We start from the raw sequence: 24,680 nt of genomic DNA, 5'->3' as shown, positions 1-24,680 counted from the left end.
CGGGGAGGCGTCGTGGGCCAGCCGGCGAAATCGGCTGGTCAATAAGCGTCAGTTCAAAGCGTCAGTTCAGCGGAATGTCGCTCTCGGCCTTGCTTGCCTGGTATGTGCCGGAGAGCTCGTCGTAGCGCGCGGAGATCTTGCGGATGCGCGCTTCCAGCCGCTTGCGTTCCGCCTCGGGCAAAGCGCGCACCAGTCGGCATATGGAAAAGCTCTTCCAATAGGCGTTCTCGGCGTTGTAGCCGCCGGGATCGAGTGTGAAGACTTCTTTGAGGATCTTCAGGTCATGCGGGATGGCGAAGCTGTCGCGCGAGTCCTCGTGGCTGAAGAGGTAGTAGAAATTGTCGAAGCCGGTCCAAGTGATCGCCGACAGGCAGAGCGAGCAGGGCTCGTGCGTGGCCAGGAACAGTGCATCCTTGGTGTCGACGCGCTCGGCCTTGGGCATTTCGTAAAATCGCTTCAGGCAGTGCACCTCGCCATGCCAGAGCGGATTTTCGATCTCGTTGTTGGTTTCGGCCAGCACCAGCGAGCGGTCGTCTTTCCGTAGGATCGCGGCGCCAAACAGCTTGTTGCCATGGGCGACGCCTTGCGCCGTCTTCGGCACGATGTCGTGCTCGATCACGTCGAGCAGGCGGTCGATCAGCGAAACGTCGGCCATGGGTAAGCTTTCAGGGGAGGTGGATCTCGTAGGGATGCGAGAAATAAAATTCTTCGAGATTGGAGCCGTCGCCGCCGCGGTCGACGATGAGAAAATCCTGTTCCTCGCCGATCGGCGTCAGCACGCCGTGCCAGAGGTTGCGCCGGTAGTTGATGCCCTGCCCAGGCGCGGTGATGAAGGCGTGCGGCTCGCCTGGGCCGTCCTGAGTGTCATGGCAGACGACAACCAGGAAGGGCCGCGGCGACAGCGGAATGAAGGCCTGGCTGCCGAGCGGGTGGCGTTCGACCATGGTCAGTTTCAACGGCATCTCGTAGGGGGTGCCGCGTACCATGGAGATCAACACGCGCGCATTTGGCCCGACGGCTTCCGCCGTGGCGAGATCGTGGTAGCGCATCGCCTTGCCGCCATTGATCGGGTAGCGGTTCTCGCCGCCCATATCGATGACGTCGCCAAACGGCGCGAAGTTCTTGCGTGTCAGCGGCTGGGCCACGATTTGGGTCACCGCGCGCGAGCCCCAAGGGCGCCGCCAAGCTTGGCGTGCCGGTTGACGTCCTTGTAGAGCAGGTAGCGGAAATTTCCGGGACCGCCGGCATAGCAGGCCTGTGGGCAGAAGGCGCGCAGCCACATGAAGTCGCCGGCCTCGACCTCGACCCAGTCCTGATTGAGGCGATAGACTGCCTTGCCTTCGAGTACATAGAGCCCATGCTCCATGACATGGGTCTCGGCGAAGGGAATGACCGCGCCGGGTTTGAGCGTGACAATGGTGACGTGCATGTCGTGGCGCATGTCGGCCGGGTCGACGAAGCGCGTTGTCGCCCAGCGACCCTCGGTGCCGGGCATCGGACTCGGCGCGACCTCCTGGTCGCTGCTGAAGACGGCTTCCGGAACGTCGAGGCCGTCGACCGCCTCATAGGCCTTGCGGACCCAGTGGAAGCGGACCGCACCGCTGCTCTCGTTGCGCGCTGTCCAGCCGCTGGCCGGCGGCAGGAAGGCAAAGCCGCCTGGGCGAAGCACATGGTTCTTGCCGGCAACCGAGACCGTAAGCTCGCCCTCGACCACGAACAGCACGCCCTCGGCTTCGGGGTCGAGCTCAGGCCGGTCGCTGCCGCCGCCGGGCAGGACCTCGACGATGTACTGCGAAAAGGTCTCGGCGAAGCCCGAAAGCGGCCTTGCGATGATCCAGGCCCTCGTCTTGTCCCAGAACGGCAGCGGGCTGGTGACGATGTCTTGCATCACGTCCTTGGGGATGACCGCATAAGCTTCGGTGAAGACAGCGCGGCCGGTCAACAGCTCGTGCTGACCGGGATGGCCGCCATGCGGCGCGTAATAGGTTCGCTCGGCCATGTTCATCCTGTCCATGTGTTGAAGCCTATTTTGGAAGCATGTCTTTCAGCCGAAGCAGCGCGATGCGCTCGACTTGTTTGCACGCGGTGTCGAATTCATTGCTGCGGCTGTTGCCGATGCGCGTCTCGAACTCCGCCAGGATCTGGTCCTTGGTCTTGCCCTTGACCGCGATGATGAAGGGAAAGCCGAAGGTCGTGACGTAGGCAGCGTTGAGCTTCGAAAACAGCTCGCGCTCCTTGTCGGTCAGCGCGTCGAGCCCGGCGGAGGCCTGTTCCTTGGCCGATTCCGGCGTCAGCCGCTTGGCCGCCGCCAGCTTGCCGGCGAGGTCGGGATGGGCGTTGAGCACGGAAAGCCGCTCGGCCTCGGTCGCCGCGCGGAAGACGCGGCAGAGCGCGTTATGCAGGCCGCCGGCGCTGTCATGGGCCGGGCCGAGCTCCAGTTCGTAGGCGCGCTCGGCGATCCAGGGCGAATGCTCGAACACCCCGCCGAAGGCATGCACGAATGTCTCGAATTCCATCCGAGACGGGCGCAGCGCCGGCGCTTGGTAGGGATGCGTCTCGCGCCAGTGTTTTGCGATATCGATGCGCCGGGTCAGCCAGACCTTGTCATGCGACTTCACATAGTCGACGAAGCGCTTCAGCGCCGCCACGCGGCCGGGACGGCCGACCAGCCGGCAATGCAGGCCGATATTCATCATGCGTGGCCGCCCCGCCTTGCCCTCGGCATAGAGCGTGTCGAAACTGTCCTTCAGATAGGCGAAGAACTGGTCGCCCGAATTGAAGCCCTGCGGCGTGGCGAAGCGCATGTCGTTGGCGTCGAGCGTATAGGGGATGATGAGCTGCGGCTTCTCCAGACCATCCCGGTCGAACCAGTAGGGCAATTCGTCGTCATAGGTGTCGGAGACGTAATCGAAGCCGCCTTCCTCGGCGACGAGTCGCACCGTGTTGACCGAAGTGCGCCCGGTGTACCAGCCGGTCGGCCGCGCGCCGGTCACTTCATAGTGCAGCCGGATCGTCTCTTCGAGGTCGCGCCGCTCGTCCTCCGCGCTATGGTCGCGGTAGTCGATCCATTTCAGCCCGTGCGAGGCGATCTCCCAGCCGGCTTCCTGCATCGCCGCGACCTGGTCGGGCGAGCGTGCCAGCGCCGTGGCGACGCCGTAGCAGGTCACCGGCACCTCAGCTTCCGTGAACAGCCGGTAGAGCCGCCAGAAGCCGGCGCGGGCGCCGTATTCGTAGATCGATTCCATGTTCCAGTGGCGCTGGCCGAGCCAGGGCGCGGCGCCGACGATCTCGGACAGGAAAGCTTCGGACGCCTTGTCGCCGTGCAGCACGCAGTTCTCGCCGCCTTCCTCGTAATTGACGACGAACTGCACCGCGACATAGGCGCCGCCGGGCCATTTCGGGTCCGGCGGATTGGCTCCGTAACCGCGCATGTCCCGTTCGTAACGCATGATCGCTCCTGCCCGACTGTTGAGATGAAGATATCGAAAGGAGTGCTCGTGCATTCCCCCGAAAATTTTTGAAAGTGCTTTTTGCCCCACTCCGCTCGACCGGGGCTTATGCATCGCCTTTAATTGGCGCACAATTGATCTGAAAACGTTCGACTACTTGGGATGGGAGGCGGCCAGTGGCAGAAACCTCGAAAGCCGATGGCGGGCGTCTGACGACCCATGTCCTCGATACCGCGACCGGCAGGCCGGCAAAGGGCCTCTCGATCGAGCTTTTCCGCCTCGAAGGCCAGGCCCGCGCGCATGTGAAGACGGTCACCACCAACGACGATGGCCGCTGCGACGCGCCGCTGCTCGCCGGCGCCGAGTTCCGCACCGGCGAGTATGAGTTGGTTTTCGCCGCCGGCGACTATCTGCGCGGGCAGGGCGTCAGCCTGCCGCAGCCGGCTTTCCTCGATACCGTGCCGATCCGCTTCGGCATGGCGGAGGAGCGGCATTATCATGTGCCGCTCTTGATCTCGCCCTACGGCTACTCGACCTATCGCGGGAGCTGAGACATGGCCGACAAGACCCGTAACCAGATACGCTTCATCCTGAACGGCGCCGATGTCGCGCTGAACGACATCGCGCCCGACGCGACCCTGCTCGACTGGCTGCGGTTGAACCGCTCGCTGCGCGGCACCAAGGAAGGCTGCGCGGAGGGCGATTGCGGCGCCTGCACGGTGCTGGTCGGCAAGCTGTCGGCCGAGGGCCTGGTCTATGAGAGCGTCAATGCCTGCATCCGCTTCATGGGCTCGCTCGACGGCACCCATGTCGTCACCGTCGAGCATCTGCGCGGCAATGGCGAACAGCTTCACCCCGTGCAGCAGGCGCTGGTCGATTTCCATGGCTCGCAATGCGGTTTCTGCACGCCGGGCTTCGTCATGTCGCTCTATGCGCTGTGGATGAAGACGCCCAACCCGTCCGATGCGGCGATCGAGAAGGCGCTGCAGGGCAATCTCTGCCGCTGTACCGGCTACGAGGCGATCATGCGCGCCGCGCGCGCCATATCAAGCTACGGCAAGGCGGCGAAGGACCCGCTGGCTGTGGAACGCAAGGACATTTCCGCGCGGCTGGAAGGTTTGCACGACGGCGCCAGGGTCGAGGTCGGTTCGGGTAAGCAGCGGCTGATCGTGCCGGCTGACGTCGACGATTTCGCCACGGTGCTCGAGAAGGAGCCTGGCGCCACCATCGTTGCCGGCTCGACCGATGTCGGGCTGTGGGTCACCAAGCATATGCGCGACATCTCGCCGGCGATCTTCATCGGCGGCCTCGACGGCCTGCGCACAATGTCGGAGACCGATGGCGTGATTACGATCGGCGCCGGCGCGACTTACAGCGAAGCCTTCGAAATGCTTTCCAGGCGCATCCCGGCCTTGGGGCCGCTGGTCGACCGCATCGGCGGCGAGCAGGTGCGCAACATGGGCACTATCGGCGGCAACATCGCCAACGGCTCGCCGATCGGCGACACGCCGCCGCCGCTGATCGCGCTCGGCTCGCAGCTAACGCTCCGCAAGGGCAACGCCCGCCGCACGATCCCGCTCGAAACCTTCTTCATTGCCTATGGCAAGCAGGATCGGCAGCCCGGCGAATTCGTCGAGGCCGTCCATGTGCCCGTGCCGGCAACGGGCACGAAATTTGCCGTCTACAAGGTCACCAAGCGCCGCGACGAGGACATTACCGCTACCCTCGGCGCCTTCTATCTGACCCAGGCCAAGGACGGCACCGTGGCGGATATCCGTATCGCCTATGGCGGCATGGCGCCGACGCCGAAGCGGGCGGCTGCGGTTGAAACCGCCCTTATCGGCAAAGTCTGGAGCGAAGAGAGTGTCGAGGCCGCGATGGCCGAATACGCCAGCGCCTTCACGCCAATTACCGATATGCGCGCAACTGCCGAGTATCGGGCGCTGGCGGCGAAGAATCTTTTGCTGCGCTTTTATGTCGAAACAACGGGCACCAGGGCGCCGTTTCAAGTGACCCGCAGCGAGGCTGCCTGATGAACAAGCACGCCACTCCCAACCTCAAGGCCGAAAAAATCGTCGGCGGCGTCGCCACCGAGCAGCGGCACGATTCCGCGCACAAGCATGTGAGCGGCGCCGCCGTCTATATCGACGACATGCCCGAGCCTGCCGGCACGCTGCATGTCGGCCTTGGCCTCGCCAAGGTCGCGCACGGCACGCTGAAGAGCATCGATCTGTCGGCGGTGCGCGCAGCGCCAGGCGTCGTCGATGTGCTGACCTGTGCCGACGTGCCCGGCGAGAACGACGTCTCGCCTAGCAACATGCAGGACGATCCGGTGCTCGCCGAGCACAAGGTGCAATTCTACGGCCAGCCGATCTTCGCCGTGGTAGCTGAGACACGCGAGGCGGCGCGCCGCGCGGCACGCCTGGCCCGGATCGAATATGACGAGCTTCCGGCCGTCATCGAAATCTGGGACCTCGATCCGGTCGAGGACAAGCAGGTCACCACGCCGCTGATCCTGAAGCGCGGCGATGCGGCCGCGGCGATCGCGGCGGCACCCCGCCGCATCAAGAACCGCATGTGGCTCGGCGGCCAGGACCATTTCTACCTCGAGGGCCAGGTCTCGCTGGCGATCCCCGGCGAGGACGACGAGGTGATCGTCTATTCCTCGACGCAGGGGCCGAGCGAGACGCAGCATCTGGTTGCCCATGCACTCGGCGTGCCGAGCCATGCGGTGACGGTGGAGGTGCGCCGCATGGGCGGCGGCTTCGGCGGCAAGGAGACGCAGGCCAATCAGTGCGCGGCCATAGCCGCCATTGCCGCCAAGAAGCTGAAGCGCGCGGTGAAGATCAGGCTCGACCGCGACGAGGACATGACCGCTACCGGCAAGCGGCATGATTTCGCCATCGACTACGAGGTCGGCTTCGACGACGAGGGCAATATCCTAGGCGTCGATTTCACCTATGCGCTGCGCTGCGGTTTCTCCGCCGACCTGTCCGGTCCGGTCGGCGACCGGGCGCTCTTCCATTGCGACAACGCCTATTTCTATCCGGCGGTGCACGCGAAATCGGCACCGCTTTTCACCAACACGGTCTCGAACACCGCGTTCCGCGGCTTTGGCGGTCCGCAAGGCATGGTCGGTGCGGAGCGCGTCATCGACGAAATAGCCTTCGCGGTCGGCAAAGACCCGCTCGAAATCCGCAAGCAGAATTTTTATGACCCGATGGATGCGATCGGCGAACGCTGCCTCACGCCCTATCACCAGAAGGTCGAGGACAACATCATCCACCGCATCGTCGCGGAGCTGGAGGAAAGCGCCAACTATGCGCGGCGGCGGCGCGAGATCAGCGCCTTCAACAACAACAGCCGCTTCATCAAGCGCGGCCTGGCGCTGACGCCGGTCAAGTTCGGCATTTCCTTCACCAAGACGGAGGCCAATCAGGCCGGCGCCCTGGTGCATGTCTATGCCGACGGCTCGGTGCATATGAACCATGGCGGCACCGAAATGGGCCAGGGCCTGCATCTCAAGGTGGCGCAGGTCGTCGCCGAGGAATTCCAGATCGATCTCGACCGGGTCAAGATCACCGCCACCACCACAGCCAAGGTGCCGAACACCTCGCCGACGGCGGCATCTTCCGGCGCCGACCTCAACGGCATGGCGGCGCAGGATGCCGCCCGGCAGATCCGCAAGCGGCTGACCGATTTCGCGGCCGAAAAATACCAGGTGCCGCTCGACCAGGTCGTGTTCCTGCCCAACCGGGTGCGCATCGGCAACCAGGAAATCGCCTTCAGCGATCTGGTCAAGCAAGCCTACATGAACCGCGTTCAGCTCTCGGCGGCTGGCTTCTACAAGACGCCGAAGATCCATTGGGACCGCAGCAAGGGCCGCGGCCATGCCTTCTACTACTACGCCTATGGCGCGGCCTGCTCGGAAGTCTCGGTCGACACGCTGACCGGCGAATATGTCGTCGAGCGCACCGACATCCTGCACGATGCCGGCCGCTCGCTGAACCGCGCGATCGACCTCGGCCAGGTCGAGGGCGGCTTCATCCAGGGCATGGGGTGGCTGACGACGGAAGAGCTTTGGTGGGACAACAGCGGCCGGCTGCGCACGCATGCGCCGTCGACCTACAAGATCCCGCTCGCTTCCGACCGGCCGAAGATCTTCAATGTCAAGCTGACCGACTGGTCGTCGGCCTACGAGCCGACCATCCATCGCTCCAAGGCGGTGGGCGAGCCACCGCTGCCGCACGGCATGTCGGTGCTGCATGCGCTCTCCGACGCGGTGGCGAGTGTCGCCGATCACAAGATCTGCCCGCGACTCGATGCCCCGGCGACGCCGGAACGGGTGCTGATGGCGCTCGAAAGGCTGAAGCGGGAAGCCGCAAAGCCGGCCTAACGGGCCAAAACGTGAAATTCGGGCACGAAACGCTATATTTCCTGGGTGGAAATGCAGACGATGAACTCGAAAGCGCAAAGCCTGAAGGGATTTCTCGGCCAGGGCGGCCGGGTCGCGTTCGTAGAGGTCGCGGCGACGAAGGGCTCCGCCCCGCGCGAGGCCGGCGCCTTCATGCTCGTCTCGTTATCGGCGATTTTCGGCACCATCGGCGGCGGCCAGCTTGAATTCATGGCGATCGACAAGGCGCGGCAGCTTATCTCCCCCCTTGAGGGGGAGATGGCCGCGAAGCGGCCAGAGGGGGTGCTCTCAGAAGGCACCCCGAGAGCGCCGAGCACTGCCGCGGCGACCCCGCCCGGCGGCTCCGCCGCCACCCTCCCCTCGAGGGGGAGGGAAGCCCGCATCGAGGTCGACGAAATCCGCGCGACCTTAGATGTCCCATTGGGTCCTGAAATCGGCCAGTGCTGCGGCGGCCGTGTCGAGGTGCTGATCCGCCTGGTTGACGCTACGATCGAACAGGAACTGATTGCCAAGGCCGAGGCCGAGGAGGCGCATCTGCCGCATGTCTATGTCTTCGGCGGCGGCCATGTCGGCCAGGCGCTGGCCGCGTCGTTGGCGCCGCTGCCCATTCATGTGGAAGTCGTCGAGACCCGGGCCGACGCGCTGGAAGGCATGCCGGAAACGGTTGAGACGCGGCTGACGCCGATGCCCGAAGCGGTGGTGCGCGAAGCCCCGGCGGGATCGGCCTTCGTCATCCTCACCCATGACCATGCGCTCGATTTCCTGATCGTCGCCGAGGCGCTGAAGCGCGAGGACGCCGCCTATGTCGGCATGATCGGCTCGAAGACCAAGAAGGCGACCTTCAAGAACTGGTTCCTGAAGTCCGACGAGGGCAGCGAGGCGCAGTTCCACCGCCTCGTCTCGCCGATCGGCGGCAATACCGTGAAGGACAAGCGCCCGCCGGTGATCGCCGCGCTCGCCGCCGCCGAGATCATGACGGCGCTGGCGTCGCATGCGGCCCAGGCTTCGGCCGCGCCCGAAAAGGCGATGGCCGGCTGATTCAGCCGGCCATCGGAGGAACGCCTAGCAGGCTATTCCTTTTCCTGCGTGTGCGCTTCGAGGAACCACAGCAATTTGTCGAGCGAACGCGAGTAGGCGGTAAAAATGTCGGCGGTGTCGGCATCGCCGGCGTCGTCCGCCTCGTCGATCGCCTCACGCGCCAGCCTGGCAGCCGTGGCATAGCGGTCGATCAGCGCCGCCAGATGATCCTTGGTCTTGTGGATGTCGGTCGGATAGGGCTGTAGCTTCGTTGCCCTCGACACGTCCTGCGAGGTGCCGTGCGCGGTGCCGCCGAGCTGCACGGCACGTTCTGCGATGATGTCGACATGGCCGTCAATCTCCTCGCGGAACTCGTCGAGCATCTCGTGGATGGCGATGAACTGCGGTCCCTTGAGGTTCCAGTGCGCTTGCTTGGTGACCAGCGCCAGGTCGATGGCATCGGCAAGCCTGGCATTGAGAAGATCGATCGATTCCTTCTTGGCGTCGGATTTGAGGTCGTTCTTGGTGACAATGGCGTCCATGGTTGGCTCCTGTGGCGCTGGGTCGCTGTGAAAGCTGGGGACTGGTCTCGGAGGGCGGCCGTGCAGCCGCCAATCGCCAGAACGGCGATGGAGCGGGTTTCGTTCCGCATCGGATCGAGGGGCGCACAGCTGGCGAAGGTATGACTGATGCTCACAGCTGCTCGTCGCTTTCTTCGTTTCCCAAACCGGGTTGAACCGTGTTTTCTGCACGCCTGACGAACACTGAACGACGAACACGGAACGAGCGACATGGATGTTTTGCGCATAGCGGCGTTTTCGGACGGCAACACCGGCGGCAACCCGGCCGGCGTGGTGATCGGCGAGGTTCTGCCCGATGCCGCAGACATGCAGCGCGTCGCTGCAGAAGTCGGCTTTTCGGAGACCGCTTTTGCCGCACGTGAAGGCGATGGCTGGCGCGTCCGCTACTTTTCGCCCGAATCGGAAGTGCCGTTCTGCGGCCACGCCACCATCGCGCTGGGCGCGGCGCTCGTCAGAAATTTCGGCGACGGAATTTTCAAGCTGCTCCTGAACCAGGCCGCCATAACCGTCGAAGGATTCCGCGACGGCACCAACTTTGCCGCCCTCTTCCACACGCGCAATCCCTCCGCTTCCGGCGGCGTCTACGAAGATCCGGCGACCGGCGCTGCCACCGCCGCCTTTGCCGGCTATCTGCGCGACATTGACTGGCCGCATGGCGGCGCGATCGACATCGTTCAGGGCGAGGACATGGGCATGCGCTCGCGGCTGCATGCCGATATTCCACCCACGCTCGGCGCCTCGATCCGGGTATCCGGGACGGCCCGCCTGATGGACGCCGGCTGAGGGTGGTCACCCGCGCGAAGGCGCGTGCCCGCCAGCTCTACTTGCCGGCAAGAATGTCCTTGATCAGCCGCTGGCAGCGATCGGCCATGAAGTCGAGCAGCAGCCGCACCTTCGGATCCTGCAGTTTCTTGTGCGGATAGACGGCGGCGAACTGCACCGGCGTCGGTGGCGTCTTGGCCAGGATCACTTTCAGCCGTTGGTCGCGGATGAACGGCTCGACCTCGAAGCGCGGCTTGTTGATGATGCCGCGCCCCGACAGGGCCCAGCCTGTCAGCACATCGCCATCGTCGGTGTCGTAGGGTCCATGCACCTCGAATTTCTGCGGACCGTTTGGCGTCTGCAGCGTCCAGACATATTCGCGGGTGCCGGAATAGCGCAGCATCAGGCAGTCATGTTTCTTGCCGATCAGCTCCTGCGGCTCGGACGGCTCGCCGCGCGCCTCGAGGTATTTCGGCGCCGCCACCAGCACGCGCTCGCATTCCATGATGCCGCGCATCCGTAGGCTGGAATCTTCGATGATGCCGAGCCGGAAGGCGACGTCGATGCCTTCCTTCATGATGTCGACATTGTGGTCGGAGAGTCTCAGCCGCACCTCGATATCGGGGTATTTGTCGTGGAAATCCGGGATGCCCGAGGCGATCAGCCGCCGGCCGAGGCCGAGCGGCGCCGTCACCTTGATCGTGCCGCGCGGTTGGCCGGAGAGTGCTGCGACCGCGGCCTCCGCCTCGATGATCGCGTCCAGCACCTGCTTGGCGCCGGTGTAGAACACCGTGCCGTGCTCGGTCGGCATCAGCTGCCTCGTGGTGCGGTTGAACAGCCGCACGCCGAGGTGCTTCTCCAACTCCTTGATGCGGTTGGAGGCGACCGCCGGCGAGATGCGCATGTCGCGCCCGGCCGCCGAGAGATTGCCGAGCTCGACGACGCGGACGAAGACGGCGATATTGTCGAGATAGGCCATGCGACGATCGTGGCTCTCAAATGGCTGCGTGGGACGACCCTAGTATTTTCCATTTTTTTTTGAAAGTCATCGCGCACCCCGCCTCTTTTCGTTTGCGCTCCAGACCGTAAAGTCGCCTGATCGGCAGGGACGATTTCCCAGGGGCGACTCGATGATGGATTTTGCGATTTTCTGGGACTGGCTGAGCTTCGCCGTCCGCTGGCTGCATGTCATCACCGGCATCGCCTGGATCGGCTCATCCTTTTATTTCGTCGCCCTCGATCTCGGGCTTCGCCAGCGTCCCGGCCTGCCCGCCGGCGCCTTCGGCGAGGAGTGGCAGGTGCATGGCGGCGGCTTCTACCACATCCAGAAATATCTGGTGGCGCCGGCCGAAATGCCGGAGCACCTGACTTGGTTCAAATGGGAATCCTACGCCACCTGGCTGTCGGGCTTCGCCATGCTTTGCGTGGTCTACTATGCCGGCGCCGACCTCTTCCTGATCGACCCCAACGTGCTCAACATCTCGGTGCCGGTCGGCATCCTCTTGTCCCTCGCCACCATCGGCGTCGGCTGGATTGTCTATGACCTGCTCTGCCGTTCGCCGCTCGGCAAAAGCGATACCGGCCTGATGCTGGTGCTCTACTGCGTGCTGGTTTTCATCGCCTGGGGGCTGACGCACCTTTTCACCGGCCGCGCCGCTTTCCTGCATCTCGGCGCCATCACCGCCACGATCATGTCGGCCAATGTCTTCATGATCATCATCCCCAACCAGAAGATCGTCGTCGCCGACCTGATCGCCGGCCGCAAGCCGGACCCGAAATACGGCAAGATCGCCAAGCAGCGCTCGCTGCACAACAACTACCTGACCTTGCCGGTGCTGTTCCTGATGCTGTCGAACCACTACCCCTTGGCCTTCGGCACTCAGTTCAACTGGGTCATCGCCTCGCTGGTCTTCATCATCGGCGTGCTGATCCGGCACTATTTCAACACCGTGCACGCGAGAAAGGGCAGCCCGACCTGGACCTGGCTCGGCGCCGCCGTGCTGTTCATGATCATCATCTGGCTGTCGACGGTGCCGAAGGTGCTGACCGGCGAGCCGAAGACTTCCGCCGCATCCACTGCTGCCCAAGTCTATATGGCCTCCGCCCATTTTCCCGCTGTGCGCGATACCGTGCTCGGCCGCTGCTCGATGTGCCATACCGAGGAGCCGGCCTATGAAGGAATCTATCACGCACCCAAGGGCGTGATGCTCGACACCGACGCGCGCATCGCCGAGCATGCCCGGGAGATCTATCTCCAGGCCGGCCGCGCGCATGCCATGCCGCCCGCTAACGTCACTCAGATAACCGACCAGGAACGGGCCCTTTTGGTGGCCTGGTTCGAAGGCGCCGGAAAGTAAGCATGACCTCAAAACTCCTGCGCGGCCGCACGCTCTCCTTCCTGCGCTGGCCCGAAGCAATCGACGACCATTCCGCCTGGCGCTACGAGGAGGATGGCGGGCTGCTGATCGACGACGGCAAGATCATTGCTGCCGGTCCGTATGCCGAGATCCGGAAGGGCGCGGGCGCCGGCGTCGAGACGATCGATCATCGTCCGCATCTCATCCTGCCGGGCTTCATAGACGCGCATGTGCATGTCCCGCAGATGCAGATCATCGCGTCCTACGGCGCCGAGCTGCTCGACTGGCTGAACAAATACACCTTTCCGGAGGAGTCGAAATTCGCGAACGCGCAGCATGGCCGCCGCATCGCCAGGCTCTTCCTCGACGAGATGCTGCGCCAGGGCACGACGACGGTCGTCGCCTATTGCTCGGTGCACAAATCTTCGGCCGAAGCCTTCTTCGCCGAATCGCACGACCGCAATATGCTGAACATCGCCGGCAAGGTGATGATGGACCGCAACGCGCCGGAAGGCGTGCTCGACACCCCGCAGACCGGCTATGACGACACAAAGGCGCTGATTGCCGAATGGCACGGCAAGGGCCGCCAGCTCTATGCCATCACCCCGCGCTTCGCCATCACCTCCTCGCCCGAGCAGATGGAGATGGCCGGCGCGCTCTGCCGCGAGCATCCCGATCTCCATATGCAGACGCATCTGTCGGAGAACCACGCCGAGATCGCGTTCACCCAGGAGCTCTACCCCTGGTCGCGCGACTACACCGACGTCTATGAGCATTACGGCCTGCTCGGGAAGAAAAGCCTGTTCGGCCACTGCATCCATCTGGCGGAACGGGAGGCGGATGCTCTGTCGCAGTCGGGCTCGGTGGCGGTGTTCTGCCCGACCTCCAATCTCTTCCTCGGCTCCGGCCTGTTCGACTACCAGCGCTACCGTCGCCGCGAAAAGCCGCTCAGGATCGCTGCCGCCAGCGATGTCGGCGGCGGCACCAACTATTCGATGCTGCGGACCATGGACGAAGGCTACAAGGTGATCGCGCTGAACGGCGAGAAGCTCAACCCCTTCCAGTCCTTCTGGCAGCTGACGCGCGGCAATGCCGAGGCGCTGTCTGTCGCCGAAAAAATCGGCACGCTGGAAGAGGGCACGGATGCCGACATCGTCGTGCTCGACGCCAACGCCACGCCGGCGATGCGGCTGAGGATGGAGACGGTGGAAACCTTGGCGGAAGAGCTCTTCCTGCTGCAGACGTTGGGCGACGATCGCGCCGTGAGCGAGGTCTATGTGGCGGGCCGGCCGGCGAAGAGCGCCATTGTCGCATAGATTAAATGTGCTCGTCGCTTGACCCCGCGTCAGCCATCGGCCAAAGCGTGCGTCGACATTGACAGGGGAAACGCCATGGCTGCCGCCGACGACATCGCTCTGATCAAGAAACAGGAAGCCACGCTGGTCTTTCCGGCCTTCGACGAGGCCGTGGCCTTCCAGATAGGCGCGGCGATCAGGGAGCGGGCGCTCAACGAAAACCTGCCGATCATCGTCGATATCAGGACCTTCGACCGTCCCCTATTCTATGCCGCTATGCCGGGCTCCAACGCCTCCAACCCCGACTGGGCGCGGCGCAAGATCAATGTCGTCAAGCGCTATCTCAGAAGCACCTATCGCATGGTACTGGAGCAGCAGCGACCCGACCGCACCTTCAAGGTCGGCGAAGCGCTCGACATTGCCGACTATGTGCTGGCTGGCGGCGGCTTTCCCGTCGCGGTGAAGGGCGCAGGCGTGATCGGCGTCATCGCCGTCTCCGGTCTGCCTGAACGAGAAGACCACGGTGTCGTTGTCGATGCGCTATGCGCCCACCTCGGCGTCGATGCGAGCAAGCTCAAGTTGCCGCCGGAAGAGCAATGACCGATCCAAAAACTTTCCTTACGTCGATCTTCAACGCCGCCGTCGCGGCCGCCGATCCTGAACAGACGATCCCCAATCATTTGCCGGCAAAGCCGAAGGGCCGCACCATCGTTATCGGCGCCGGCAAGGGCTCGGCGCAGATGGCGGCGGCCTTCGAGAAGGTCTGGGATGGTCCGATCGATGGGCTGGTCGTGACCCGCTACGGCTATGGCGCCAAATGCGAGCGCATCGAGATCATCGAGGCGGCGCACCCGGTGCCGGACGCCGCCGGCCTCGAAGCCTCGCGTCGGCTGCTGGAGAAGGTGCGGGGGCTGACCGCCGACGATCTGGTCGTGGGGCTGATTTCGGGCGGCGGCTCGGCGCTGCTGCCGTCGCCCGCTCCCGGCCTCACTCTTGCCGACGAGATCGCCGTCAACGAGGTGCTGCTCGCTTCCGGCGCGCCGATCGCGGCGATGAACACCATCCGCAAGCACGTCTCGACCATCAAGGGCGGGCGGCTGGCCGGCGCCGCTCATCCGGCACGGGTCGTATCGCTGGTCGTCTCCGACATTCCCGGCGACAACCCGGCGCTGGTGGCCTCGGGGCCGACCGTTCCCGACAGCGGCAGCCGCGCGGATGCGCTGGCGTCGATCGCCGCCTACGGCATGAGCCTGCCGGATGCGGTCATGGCGCATATTCAGTCTCCCGCAGCCGATGCGCCACGCTCCGACGATCCGCGCTTGGCCGGCAATGAAGTGCATCTCATCGCCTCGGCCGGCGTCTCGCTGGAAGCCGCCGCCGCCGAAGCAAAGCGGCAAGGCATCGAGGCCGTCATCCTGTCGGATTCGATCGAGGGCGAGGCGCGCGAGGTCGGCGGCGTCCATGCCGCGATTGCCCGCGAGGTGGCGACCCGTAACCGGCCGTTTGCCAAGCCGATCCTCATCCTTTCCGGAGGCGAAACGACCGTGACCTTGCGCGCCAAGGGCAAGGGCGGCCGCAACTCGGAATTCCTGCTCGCCTTCGCCATCGGCATTGGCGGGGTGGACGGCATCCATGCCTTGGCCGCCGACACGGACGGCATCGACGGCTCCGAGAACAATGCCGGCGCCTTCGCCGACGGCACGACGTTGGCGCGCATGCGTGCCGCAGGGGTCGATGCCAAGGCCATGCTTGCCGGCAACAATGCCTGGACGGCTTTCAATGCTGTCGGCGACTTGTTCGTGCCCGGTCCCACAGGCACCAACGTCAACGATCTCAGGGCGATTTTGATCAGGTAAGAAGCGCGGCCTAAGCAGCCATCAGCTGCTTCACCTTCCTCATGTCAGTGAGAAACCGCTCCCGCTCGGCCTCCTTGTCCTCGTGCTCGCGGATGCGCAGGATGAAGGAGGGATGGATGGTGACGAAGACGCGCAAGCCGTCCTCGCGCTGGATAACGTCGCCGCGCATCCTGGTGATCGGCACCGCCTTGCCTAGAAGCGACTGCGCCGCTGTCGCGCCGAGCGCCACCGCAAGATTTGGCTTGATGAGGTCGAGTTCCTTGTCCAGCCACCAGCGGCAGGCACGAATTTCGCCGGCATTGGGCTTGGAATGGATCCGCCTTTTGCCGCGCGGCTCGAACTTGAAATGCTTCACCGCATTGGTCACATAGACCTTGCGGCGGTCGATCTCGGCCTGGTCCAAAATGCTGTCGAACACCTTGCCCGCGGGCCCGACGAACGGCTTGCCGGCAAGGTCCTCTTGGTCGCCGGGCTGCTCTCCAACAAACACCACGTCGGCAGTCTCCGGTCCCTCGCCGAACACGGTTTGCGTGGCATCGCGCCAGAGCGGGCAACGCCGGCAACCGCTTGCCTCTTCGCGCAATCCCGGAATATCCGTACTTTCGGGCTCCACGACATCCGCCGGCTCCGGCGTCGGCCAGTGTTTTGCCTTCACTTTGGCGTGGTGCGGCGCTGGGGAGGTTGGCATTCGGGCGATCATGGCTGTCGCGGCTCTGTCCGCTCCTGCTATCAGGTCTGGAATGAGCGAGGCCTCGGGAAGGTTCCGCCAATATTTCTTCGGCATCTCCTTCTGCATCGCCTTCACCTTGAGGCGGGCCGGGTTGAAGATATTCTCGAAGTAGGTCCGCCACAGCGCCTCGGCGTCGTCTTCCGCCGGCGCGTCGCGCTTGCCGGCGCCTGGGCCGATCGCCAGCCGCTCGCCGTCCCAGTCGGCCGAGGCGTACGGCGTCAGAATCGTCCAGCGCATGCCGGCGAAGCGGCGCACAAAGAAATCGGCATTGCGCTCGACAATGAAATGGTCGGGCTCGAACCAGGCGACATAACGTTCCTCCGCGCCGTCGCCGATCTTCCGGAAGCGCACGAAGGCGCGCATCTTGTGGGTGTCGCGCCGAACCGCCTTTTCCATGGACTCGAGCCTGCGGATATGCGGGTCGGAAGCGATCGACAGCAGCTTCGGTTCGACGCGCAACCGCCAGAGCAGCCGATAGAGGAAGTTGAAACGCTCGGGATCCGAATGACAGATGACCGTCTCTGCGCGTTCGATGAAGTCGCGCGGCACGACCAGCCGCGTATCTTGTCGGGAAGCCGGCAAATCGTTGGCGCGATTGTCGTCATCGTGGCCAACCTGCCACGCCACGTCTTCGGGCGGAATATCATTCGTTGCCAACCGGCGCGCCGCATCGCGCCAACCGGCGAAATCTATCTCGTTTTCGAGCCGGACGAGATGAGATGCGAGGCTGAGCTGGGTCCGTGGCATGGTCAAAACAGCGAAAGCTGCTCGCAAGGGCGGGTGATGGTCTGGCGCAGGCCCAACTTGTCAGTGAGTGCGCCTGGCGACCAGCCTTCCGCAGTGATGAAGGGGCGTACCTTGGCGACCGAATGGCAGAGCCGTCCGACATCTTCGAGACGCAGCCGGCGATGGCGGCGCGTCTCCAAAATCCTGTCGACCACCTTGGTCCCCAGCCCCGGCACGCGCAGCAGCGCCTCCCGATCGGCGCGGTTGACGTCGACCGGGAACCGGCCGCGGTTGCGCAGCGCCCAGGCAAGTTTGGGATCGATGGCAAGGTCGAGCATGCCGTCATTGCTGCCGGCCAGGATTTCAGGCTGCGAGAAGCCGTAGAAGCGCATCAGCCAGTCCGCCTGGTAAAGCCGGTGCTCGCGCATCAAGGGCGGGTTGTGCAGCGGCAGAGCCGCAGACGAATCCGGGATCGGACTGAAGGCGGAATAATAGACGCGGCGCAGATGATAGCTGCCATAAAGTCGGGCGCTGGCGCGCAGGATGCCATCGTCGGACGTTTTGTCGGCGCCGACGATCATCTGCGTCGACTGGCCGCCCGGCGCAAAGCGCTCGCGTTTGCGGCTCTGCAACGTTGGCTCGGCCTTCTCTTCGATCTTGCGGCGCAGCTCGGCCATGGACAGCCGGATCGTTTCCGGCTTCTTTTCCGGGGCCAGCTTTTTCACCCCTTCGTCGGTCGGCAGCTCGACATTGATGGACAGGCGATCGGCATAACGGCCTGCTTTTTCGATCAGTTCGGCTGACGCTTCGGGAATGGTCTTGAGGTGAATATAGCCGCCGAATTTTTCCTCGATCCTGAGCCGGCGCGCCACCTCGACCATCTCGCCCATCGTTTCGTCCGGCGAGCGGATGACGCCGGAGGACAGGAACAGTCCCTCGATATAGTTGCGGCGATAAAAATCCATGGTGAGCCGCACCACCTCCTCGACGCTGAAGCGGGCGCGTGGCACATTCGAGGAGGAGCGGTTGATGCAATAGCTGCAGTCATAAATGCAGAAATTGGTGAGCAGGATCTTCAGCAGCGAAATGCAGCGCCCGTCCGGCGCATAGGAATGGCAGATGCCCGAGCCTTCGGTCGAACCGATGCCGCCCGATTTCAGGGAATCGCGTTTCGCCGAACCGGACGAAGCGCAGGAGGCGTCGTACTTGGCGGCGTCGGACAGGATCGCCAGTTTCTCGCGGACGGAAAACACTGCCATTCGTTCATGATATGTTCCGCGCGGCGAAATGGCTATAACTTTTGATAACGTGCGCCAGATTGTGATCCGTCGCACGACTGAATGCGTCGCCGGAAGCTTAAACCTCGTGCAGGTAGAGGTGGTAGTCGAGTTCGCTGACGGTGCGTGCGACGCGCAGATATTCCGCCTGCTTGATCGCCACGAAGGTCCGGTGCAGGTCGGGACCGAGCGCCGATTTCAGGAATTCGGAGCCACGTGCCGCCTCGATCGCGGCGCGCCAGTCGGTCGGCATGGTGGACGCTTCCGTTGCCTGCTCATAACCGTTGCCGGTCGTTTCCGGCCCGGGATCAAGGGCCTCGTCGAGGCCCTTGACGATGCCCGCCAGCACCGTCGCCGCCACAAGATAAGGATTGGCGTCGACGCCGGACGGCCGGTGCTCGATACGCCGGCTCATGGCGTTACCCGCCGGCACGCGCAACGCCACGGAGCGGTTGTTGACCCCCCAACTCGGCGCCACCGGCGCATAGGATTGCGACACGAAGCGCCGCCATGAATTGACATGCGGCGCGAACACCAGCATCGATTCGGCCATGGTGTGGATCAGGCCGCCAAGCGCGTTGAGCAGGCTTGGCGACCATTTCTCGCCGGCAGCTTCGGTGAAGACGTTGCGGCCGGCATCGTCCTGCAGCGAGACGTGGAAATGCATGCCCGAACCGGCATAGGCCTCGATCGGCTTGGCCATGAAGCAGGCGGTGACGCCGTGCCGGCGCGCCTGCGCCCTGACCAGCCGCTTCAGCATGACCAGGTCGTCGGCCGCCCGCATCACGTCCTTGCGGTAGTTGAGCGTCAGCTCATACTGTCCGGGCGCATATTCGGAAATCACCGTCTCGGCCGGAATGCCTTGCGCCTTGGCGGCAGCGTAGATGTCGGAAAACAGTGGCTCCATGCCGTGCAGGTGGTCGACCGAATAGACTTCCGTTTTGCCCGAGCGGCGGCCGTCGAGCACGGCGCGCGCCGCCTGCACCTTGCCATCGGCATCACGCTCATTGGCAAGGAGAAAAAATTCCAGCTCGAAGGCGCCGGCCGGATGCAGGCCGCGCGCCGCCAGGATCTCGACTTGCCTGGCCAGCACGAGTCGCGGGTCGGAGGTCATCGGCTGGCCGTCGAGATGATACATCGCCATCAGCACCTGGCCGCGCGGCGGCTTGGTGCCGTGAAGCGTCACCAGCGTGCCGGGAATCGGCCATGCCCTGAGGTCGCCGTCGCCGGTGTCCCAGATCAGCCCGGTCTCGTGGACGTCCTCACCGGTGATGTCGAGGCCAAGGATCGAGATCGGCATATGCCTTCCGCCCTCGAAGATGCTCATCAGCTCGTGTCGGCGCACGATCTTGCCGCGGCCGATGCCGTTGGCGTCGGTGAGCACGATGTCGAAGGCCTCGATGTCGGGATGGACGTCGAGAAAGGCTTTCGCCTCGGCCGGTGTCGAGCCCGAAGGGGAGGTCGCAACTGTGCTCGGATTGTCCATAGCCGCTTGTCTCATGCCGTAAGCCTGGCGGCAACCGCGGCGAAAGCCGCGATCAGGCGGCTTACCTGCGCCGCGGTCGTCGCCGGCGAGATCAGCATCATATTGTGGAACGGCGCGATCAGCACGCCGCGATTGACCAGCGCGACATGGACGGCGGCTTCGAGTTCCGGCGCATGTGCCTTCTCCGCCTCGCCACCGTTCTTGAGCGGCCCGGGCGCGCAGATGAACTCGACGCGGGCGCCGACGCGCGCGACATGCCACGGCAGCTTATGTCGCTCGATGACGGCGGAGAGCCCGGCGTCGAGGCGGCGCGCCAGCCGGTCCATATGCGCATAGGCCTCCTCCGTCATTACCTCTTCCAGCGTCGCCCGCATCGCCGCGAATTGCAGCGGGTTGGCCGACAGCGTGGTGCCCATGCCGGAATAGCCGGGCTCCTTGCTGCGATTGTAGGCGCCGTAGCGCGTCGCGACCTCCTCGCTCATGCCCCAGATGCTGGCTGGCACGCCGCCGGCCACCGGCTTGCCGAGCACGAACAGGTCCGGTTCCAGCCCGTGCTTTCGCGTGTAACCGCCGGGTCCGGTCGAAATGGTGTGCGTCTCGTCGATCAAAAGCAGCGTGCCGGCGGCGCGCGTCAGGCGCCGCAGCGCGTCGTGGAAGCCGGGTTCCGGCAGCACCATGCAGGAATTGGTCAGCACCGGTTCGGTGATCACGCAGGCGACATCGCGGTCGCCAAGCGCTGTTTCCAATGCTGCAATGTCGTTGAATTCGATAATTTTGGTTGCCCGTGTGAGATCGCGGAATTCGCCTGCCAGCCCAGGCCGGTTGACGGACCTGCCGTCGATCAGTCGCACCATCGTCTCGTCGACCGAGCCGTGATAGCAGCCGTTGAAGACCAGGATTTTTTCGCGCCCCGTCACCGCGCGGGCGACGCGCAGCGCGAAGCGGTTGGCATCGCTGGCGGTGGTGGCGATCTGCCAATAAGGCAGGCCGAAGCGCTGCTGCAAGAGCGGGCCGATCGCCAGCGCGTCCTCGCTGGGCAGCATATAGGTCAAGCCGCGTGCTGCTTGCCGGCGGATGGCGCGGGCGACCGCCGGCGGTGAATGGCCGAGCATCGAGCCGGTGTCGCCGAGGCAGAAATCGTCGAGCTTGTTGCCGTCGACATCGGTAATCGTGGCGCCCTTGGCGCTGTCGACCAGGATCGGAAACGGCGTCGGCCAATCGGTCATCCAATGCATCGGCACCCCGCCGAAGAAGCCGGCCATGCCGTTGCCAACCTTGGCCTCGGACTTCGGCCGCGCCTTGCGGAAGGCGGCCGCCTCCGCTTCGCGCAGCTCGGCGATGCGGCCGGCAGCGATGCCGCCGATGGAAGTCTGGTCGACTGAATGCATGAAGCCCCTCTTTCTGGCGCGGCACTCTGCCAACCGGTCGGCAAAACTGCAATTGGCCGTGCAGGGGGCGGGCGTTGGCTCAGGCAGTCGGGAGTAGGGAGTAGGGGAGTAGGGCAGGAAAGCTGCCTATTCCCCTGCTCCCTTACGCAGTGATGTCGATCACGCCGCAATCGCCGGCGGCGCTGCCGAAGACGATGCGGCGCTCTTCCTTGTCCCACATCATCGAGGTGATGGCGCCGTTGCCGGGACGGCGCAGCAGCACTTCCTTGGCGTCGGCGAAGCGGGCCGCGATCACCATGCCGTCCTCATAGCCGATCGCCGTGACCTCCTGGCTGGGATGGCAGGCGACGCAGGTCACCATGGTATTGCCGCGCGTTCCGAGCTCCAGCGGCGCCTTGCCCATCGGCCCGTCCTTGCTCGCGAACGGCCACACGATCGCCGCCGGCGCGCCGGAGCTCGCCAGCCATTTGCCCTTCACGCTCCAGGACAGGCTTTTCACCTTGCCTGGATAGCCGCTCATGCGCATGTGCTTGCCGTCGGCCAGCTTCCAGCCATGCAGCGCGTTCTCCTGCATGGTGGTGATCAGGAAAGCGCCGTCCGGCGAGAAGGTAATCCCGGTGTGAGCGCCGGCCCATTCGAGCTCGACCGGCTTGCCCTCCGCCGCCGGGAAATGCAGCGTCGCGCCGTTGTAGCGGGCGACGCCGAAACGCATGCCCTTGGGTGAGAAGGCGAGCCCTTCCACCGAGCGCGGATGGGCGAATTCCTTGATCTTGCCATCGGCAAAACGGACGAACGCCGTCTTGCCCGAGGCGTAGGCGACCGCGCCCTGAGGGCCTGCCGCAACGCTGGTGATCCATTTTCTGCCGGCACTGGCAAGTTCGCTCGCCTCGCCGCCGGTCTTGACGGCAAACACCTTGCCGTCTTCGCCGCCGGTGATCAGCCGGTCATTCGCCGTATCATGGAAGGCGGCGAGCAGCCCGTCATTCGCCTGTACGGTCTTGTGCCCATTGTCGAGCCGGTGGATCGCGCCATCGGCAAGCGCGAAATGCGGCACGTCGTTGAGGAAAACGGCGGCGACGCAATGGCCATCGAGATCAAGCGGGGCGACTGTGGGCATGGGGACGGTCCATTCGATTTCACTAAGCCGGCGCGGCTAGGTGTGACTCCCCCTTCTCCCCTTGTGGGAGAAGGTGGATTGGCGCGTAGCGCCAAGACGGTTGAGGGGTGTTCACGGAGTGCCGTCATCGCCAAGCTGGAACACCCTTATCCGACCGAGCTTCGCTCGGCCACCTTCTCCCACAAGGGGAGAAGGAAAGAAGGGGCAGCGCTAGCGCCTGAAAGTCCGGAAATCAAGCCGCCTGGCAGGCCTCGAAGCTCTTCCTGAGCCGCTCCTCGTCGAGATCGCGGCCGATGAAGACCAGCCGGCTTTCATGCTTCTCGCCATCCTTCCAGGCGCGCTGGTGATCGCCTTCGAGGATCATGTGCACGCCTTGCAGGACATAGCGGTCCTCGTCGCCCTTCAGCGCGATGATACCCTTTAGCCTGAGGATGTTCGGCCCTTCCATCTGGGTCACCTTCTCGATCCAGGGGAAGAACTTCTTCGGATCCATCTCGCCGCCGCGCAGCGATACCGACTTCACCGTGACATCGTGGATGTCGGAAGGATGGTCGTGATGATGGTGATCGTGCCCGTCGTGATGATGGTGGTGGTCGTGATCGCAATCCGGGCCGCATTCATGGTCGTGATCGTGGTCGTGGGCCTCGAGGAAATGCGGATCGTTCTCCAGCGCCCGCGACAGGTCGAAGGCGCCGCGGTCGAGCACTTCGCCGAGCGCCACGCCGGCGCGCTGGGTGCGATGGATCCTGGCCGCCGGGTTGATGGCGCGGATCGTCGCCTCGACTTTTTCGAGCTCTTCGGGGGTGACGAGATCGGTCTTGTTCAGCACCACCACATCTGCAAAGGCGATCTGGTCCTCGGCCTCATTCGAATCCTTCAGGCGCAGCGGCAAGTGCTTGGCGTCAACCAGCGCCACCACCGCGTCGAGCTTGGTTTTGGAGCGGACGTCGTCATCCATGAAGAAGGTCTGTGCCACCGGCACCGGGTCGGCGAGGCCGGTGGTCTCGACGACGATGGCATCGAAACGGCCGGGCCGCCGCATCAGGCCCTCAACGACGCGGATCAGGTCGCCGCGCACCGTGCAGCACACGCAGCCATTGTTCATCTCGTAGATTTCCTCGTCGGATTCGACGATCAGGTCGTTGTCGATGCCGATCTCGCCGAACTCGTTGACGATGACCGCGTAACGCTTGCCGTGGTTCTCCGACAAGATGCGGTTGAGCAGCGTCGTCTTGCCGGCGCCGAGATAGCCGGTGAGAACGGTTACGGGGATCTGCGTCTGTGCATCGCTCATGGCCTGCCTCGAAAAAATCTGTGCCTCGAAGGATTTGTCGGCCTCATATAGGGTGTGAGCCGCGCTTTTGCACGCGCCAAACCGATGGGCCAGCCGGTCCCGATCGGGGCAGGCGCAGTGGATTAGAATAGCAAGGCAGCCGTACCGGAATCAGAGCCCTCGCGGGTGTGCCGCTGTGAATCTCGGCGGGCCAAAAGTCGTTTGTCATCTAACTGAAATAAACATCTGGCATCACCTGCGCGGGCACCGCAATGCTTGCCGGCAAAGTGTTTTGCAGGCCGGACTCTTTAAATCGTCATTTGCCAGCCGCCGGACAGCCTCTATGCTGCCCGCGCCGGTCGGCCGAAGAGGGAATGACCATGGCCAAGGCGGACAGGACAGCGACTATGGGCCGGCTGCATTCGGCGGCGCGGCTGGCGCGAACGGCGCTTGCTGCGCGGCTTCTGGCACATGGCTTCTACGCCGGCCAGGACCAGATCATGCTGGCGCTCGACCGCGAAGACGGCCAGACACCCGGCAATCTCGCCGGCAAGCTAGGTGTACGTCCGCCGACAATCACAAAGACCATCAACAGGCTGCAGGCGCAGGGTTTTCTCGAAAAGCGCGCCTCCAACGCCGATGCCCGCCAGGCCCATATCTTCCTTACCGACACCGGCCGCGAAACCATCCGCGCCATCGAGAAATCGGTCAAGAAGACCGAGAAGCAGGCGCTGAGGGGTCTCGACAAGAAGGACCAGAAGGCGCTGTTCAAGCTGCTCGTCCGCATCGAGGCCAACCTGTCGAACGAGGAACTGATCCTCATCGACGACGACGCCGAGCTGGACGAAGCGTGACGCGCAGCGTTATCGCTCAACCCAAGCGCGACGCGCAGCGTCGTCGCTCCACGCACCGGCTTAGTATTGCAAGCGCGACGCGCAGCGTTGTCGCTCCA

The 24,680-nt window shown here is 64.2% G+C and carries 22 protein-coding genes; 10 read left to right on the top strand and 12 right to left on the bottom strand.

Annotated elements, in window-relative coordinates; all coding sequences use genetic code 11:
* Positions 1–61: 61 nt before the first annotated feature.
* Genes CK220_RS04590 through puuE form a run of 4 tightly spaced genes read right to left on the bottom strand, consistent with a single transcriptional unit; the run spans position 62 to position 3,449 of the window.
* Positions 62–655: a nucleoside deaminase gene (locus tag CK220_RS04590; protein ID WP_095810408.1), complete on the bottom strand. Its 594-nt coding sequence runs from the start codon at positions 653–655 to the stop codon at positions 62–64.
* Positions 656–665: 10 nt separating this feature from the next.
* Positions 666–1,157, bottom strand: coding sequence for an ureidoglycolate lyase (locus tag CK220_RS04585; protein ID WP_095810407.1), 492 nt, complete (start codon positions 1,155–1,157; stop codon positions 666–668).
* On the bottom strand, positions 1,154–2,014 hold the full coding sequence (locus CK220_RS04580) for a bifunctional allantoicase/(S)-ureidoglycine aminohydrolase (RefSeq protein ID WP_095810406.1): 861 nt from the start codon (positions 2,012–2,014) through the stop codon (positions 1,154–1,156). The genes CK220_RS04585 and CK220_RS04580 overlap by 4 nt, the downstream gene beginning before the upstream one ends.
* 10 nt (positions 2,015–2,024) lie before the next feature.
* A complete protein-coding gene (puuE, locus tag CK220_RS04575) occupies positions 2,025–3,449 on the bottom strand; it encodes an allantoinase PuuE (RefSeq protein WP_095810405.1) in 1,425 nt (474 codons plus the stop codon).
* Between the two features lie 176 nt (positions 3,450–3,625).
* On the opposite strand from puuE, the gene uraH reads away from it, so the two are divergent.
* The 4 genes from uraH to xdhC are packed head-to-tail and all read left to right on the top strand — an operon-like array spanning position 3,626 to position 8,901.
* Positions 3,626–4,000 carry a hydroxyisourate hydrolase gene (gene uraH, locus CK220_RS04570; protein WP_095810404.1) on the top strand — a complete coding sequence of 125 codons (375 nt, stop codon included), beginning with the start codon at positions 3,626–3,628 and terminating at the stop codon, positions 3,998–4,000.
* Positions 4,001–4,003: 3 nt separating this feature from the next.
* Positions 4,004–5,482, top strand: coding sequence for a xanthine dehydrogenase small subunit (gene xdhA / locus CK220_RS04565; RefSeq protein WP_095810403.1), 1,479 nt, complete (start codon positions 4,004–4,006; stop codon positions 5,480–5,482).
* Positions 5,482–7,845, top strand: coding sequence for a xanthine dehydrogenase molybdopterin binding subunit (gene xdhB, locus CK220_RS04560; protein ID WP_095810402.1), 2,364 nt, complete (start codon positions 5,482–5,484; stop codon positions 7,843–7,845). Before xdhA ends, xdhB begins: the two co-directional genes overlap by 1 nt.
* Positions 7,846–7,905: 60 nt before the next feature.
* Positions 7,906–8,901 (top strand): xanthine dehydrogenase accessory protein XdhC, encoded by a 996-nt coding sequence (gene xdhC / locus CK220_RS04555; protein ID WP_095810720.1) that lies wholly within the window; start codon positions 7,906–7,908, stop codon positions 8,899–8,901.
* 32 nt (positions 8,902–8,933) lie between these two features.
* Here xdhC and dps read toward each other — a convergent pair whose 3' ends face one another.
* Positions 8,934–9,422, bottom strand: coding sequence for a DNA starvation/stationary phase protection protein Dps (gene dps, locus CK220_RS04550; protein ID WP_095810401.1), 489 nt, complete (start codon positions 9,420–9,422; stop codon positions 8,934–8,936).
* Between the two features lie 249 nt (positions 9,423–9,671).
* On the opposite strand from dps, the gene CK220_RS04545 reads away from it, so the two are divergent.
* Positions 9,672–10,244 (top strand): PhzF family phenazine biosynthesis protein, encoded by a 573-nt coding sequence (locus tag CK220_RS04545; protein ID WP_095810400.1) that lies wholly within the window; start codon positions 9,672–9,674, stop codon positions 10,242–10,244.
* Positions 10,245–10,281: 37 nt separating this feature from the next.
* Here the strand turns inward: CK220_RS04545 and CK220_RS04540 are convergent, their stop codons facing one another.
* Positions 10,282–11,202, bottom strand: coding sequence for a LysR family transcriptional regulator (locus CK220_RS04540; RefSeq protein WP_095810399.1), 921 nt, complete (start codon positions 11,200–11,202; stop codon positions 10,282–10,284).
* A gap of 151 nt (positions 11,203–11,353) precedes the next feature.
* Here CK220_RS04540 and CK220_RS04535 point away from each other — a divergent pair, with 151 nt between their 5' ends.
* From CK220_RS04535 to CK220_RS04520, 4 genes are all read left to right on the top strand, one after another.
* Positions 11,354–12,580 carry a urate hydroxylase PuuD gene (locus CK220_RS04535; RefSeq protein ID WP_095810398.1) on the top strand — a complete coding sequence of 409 codons (1,227 nt, stop codon included), beginning with the start codon at positions 11,354–11,356 and terminating at the stop codon, positions 12,578–12,580.
* A gap of 2 nt (positions 12,581–12,582) precedes the next feature.
* Positions 12,583–13,896: a guanine deaminase gene (guaD, locus tag CK220_RS04530; protein WP_095810397.1), complete on the top strand. Its 1,314-nt coding sequence runs from the start codon at positions 12,583–12,585 to the stop codon at positions 13,894–13,896.
* A 75-nt stretch (positions 13,897–13,971) separates the two neighbouring features.
* Complete coding sequence (locus CK220_RS04525; RefSeq protein WP_067324128.1) at positions 13,972–14,475, top strand: heme-degrading domain-containing protein; 504 nt, start codon at positions 13,972–13,974, stop codon at positions 14,473–14,475.
* Entirely contained in the window at positions 14,472–15,731 is a 1,260-nt protein-coding gene (locus CK220_RS04520) for a glycerate kinase (protein ID WP_095810396.1), read from the top strand. The genes CK220_RS04525 and CK220_RS04520 overlap by 4 nt, the downstream gene beginning before the upstream one ends.
* Before the next feature lie 10 nt (positions 15,732–15,741).
* Here the strand turns inward: CK220_RS04520 and CK220_RS04515 are convergent, their stop codons facing one another.
* The 6 genes from CK220_RS04515 to CK220_RS04490 form a co-directional block, all read right to left on the bottom strand.
* Positions 15,742–17,208 (bottom strand): UdgX family uracil-DNA binding protein, encoded by a 1,467-nt coding sequence (locus CK220_RS04515; RefSeq protein WP_095810395.1) that lies wholly within the window; start codon positions 17,206–17,208, stop codon positions 15,742–15,744.
* Positions 17,209–17,210: 2 nt separating this feature from the next.
* The gene (locus CK220_RS04510) at positions 17,211–18,446 is read right to left on the bottom strand and encodes a putative DNA modification/repair radical SAM protein (RefSeq protein ID WP_095810394.1); all 1,236 of its coding nucleotides are present in this window, start codon (positions 18,444–18,446) and stop codon (positions 17,211–17,213) included.
* 97 nt (positions 18,447–18,543) lie between these two features.
* Positions 18,544–19,950, bottom strand: coding sequence for a glutamine synthetase family protein (locus CK220_RS04505; RefSeq protein WP_095810393.1), 1,407 nt, complete (start codon positions 19,948–19,950; stop codon positions 18,544–18,546).
* A gap of 11 nt (positions 19,951–19,961) precedes the next feature.
* Entirely contained in the window at positions 19,962–21,338 is a 1,377-nt protein-coding gene (locus CK220_RS04500; RefSeq protein ID WP_095810392.1) for an aspartate aminotransferase family protein, read from the bottom strand.
* Between the two features lie 142 nt (positions 21,339–21,480).
* The gene (locus tag CK220_RS04495) at positions 21,481–22,455 is read right to left on the bottom strand and encodes a WD40 repeat domain-containing protein (RefSeq protein WP_095810391.1); all 975 of its coding nucleotides are present in this window, start codon (positions 22,453–22,455) and stop codon (positions 21,481–21,483) included.
* Between the two features lie 232 nt (positions 22,456–22,687).
* Positions 22,688–23,749 carry a GTP-binding protein gene (locus tag CK220_RS04490; RefSeq protein ID WP_095810390.1) on the bottom strand — a complete coding sequence of 354 codons (1,062 nt, stop codon included), beginning with the start codon at positions 23,747–23,749 and terminating at the stop codon, positions 22,688–22,690.
* 359 nt (positions 23,750–24,108) lie between these two features.
* Here CK220_RS04490 and CK220_RS04485 point away from each other — a divergent pair, with 359 nt between their 5' ends.
* Complete coding sequence (locus CK220_RS04485; protein ID WP_095810719.1) at positions 24,109–24,582, top strand: MarR family transcriptional regulator; 474 nt, start codon at positions 24,109–24,111, stop codon at positions 24,580–24,582.
* Positions 24,583–24,680 lie beyond the last annotated feature (98 nt).

It is taken from the genome of Mesorhizobium sp. WSM3860, from assembly GCF_002294995.1.
In the GTDB taxonomy this organism is placed as follows: domain Bacteria; phylum Pseudomonadota; class Alphaproteobacteria; order Rhizobiales; family Rhizobiaceae; genus Mesorhizobium.
Note: the sequence above shows the minus strand (reverse complement) of the source record. Positions and strands in the feature narration are given on the sequence as shown.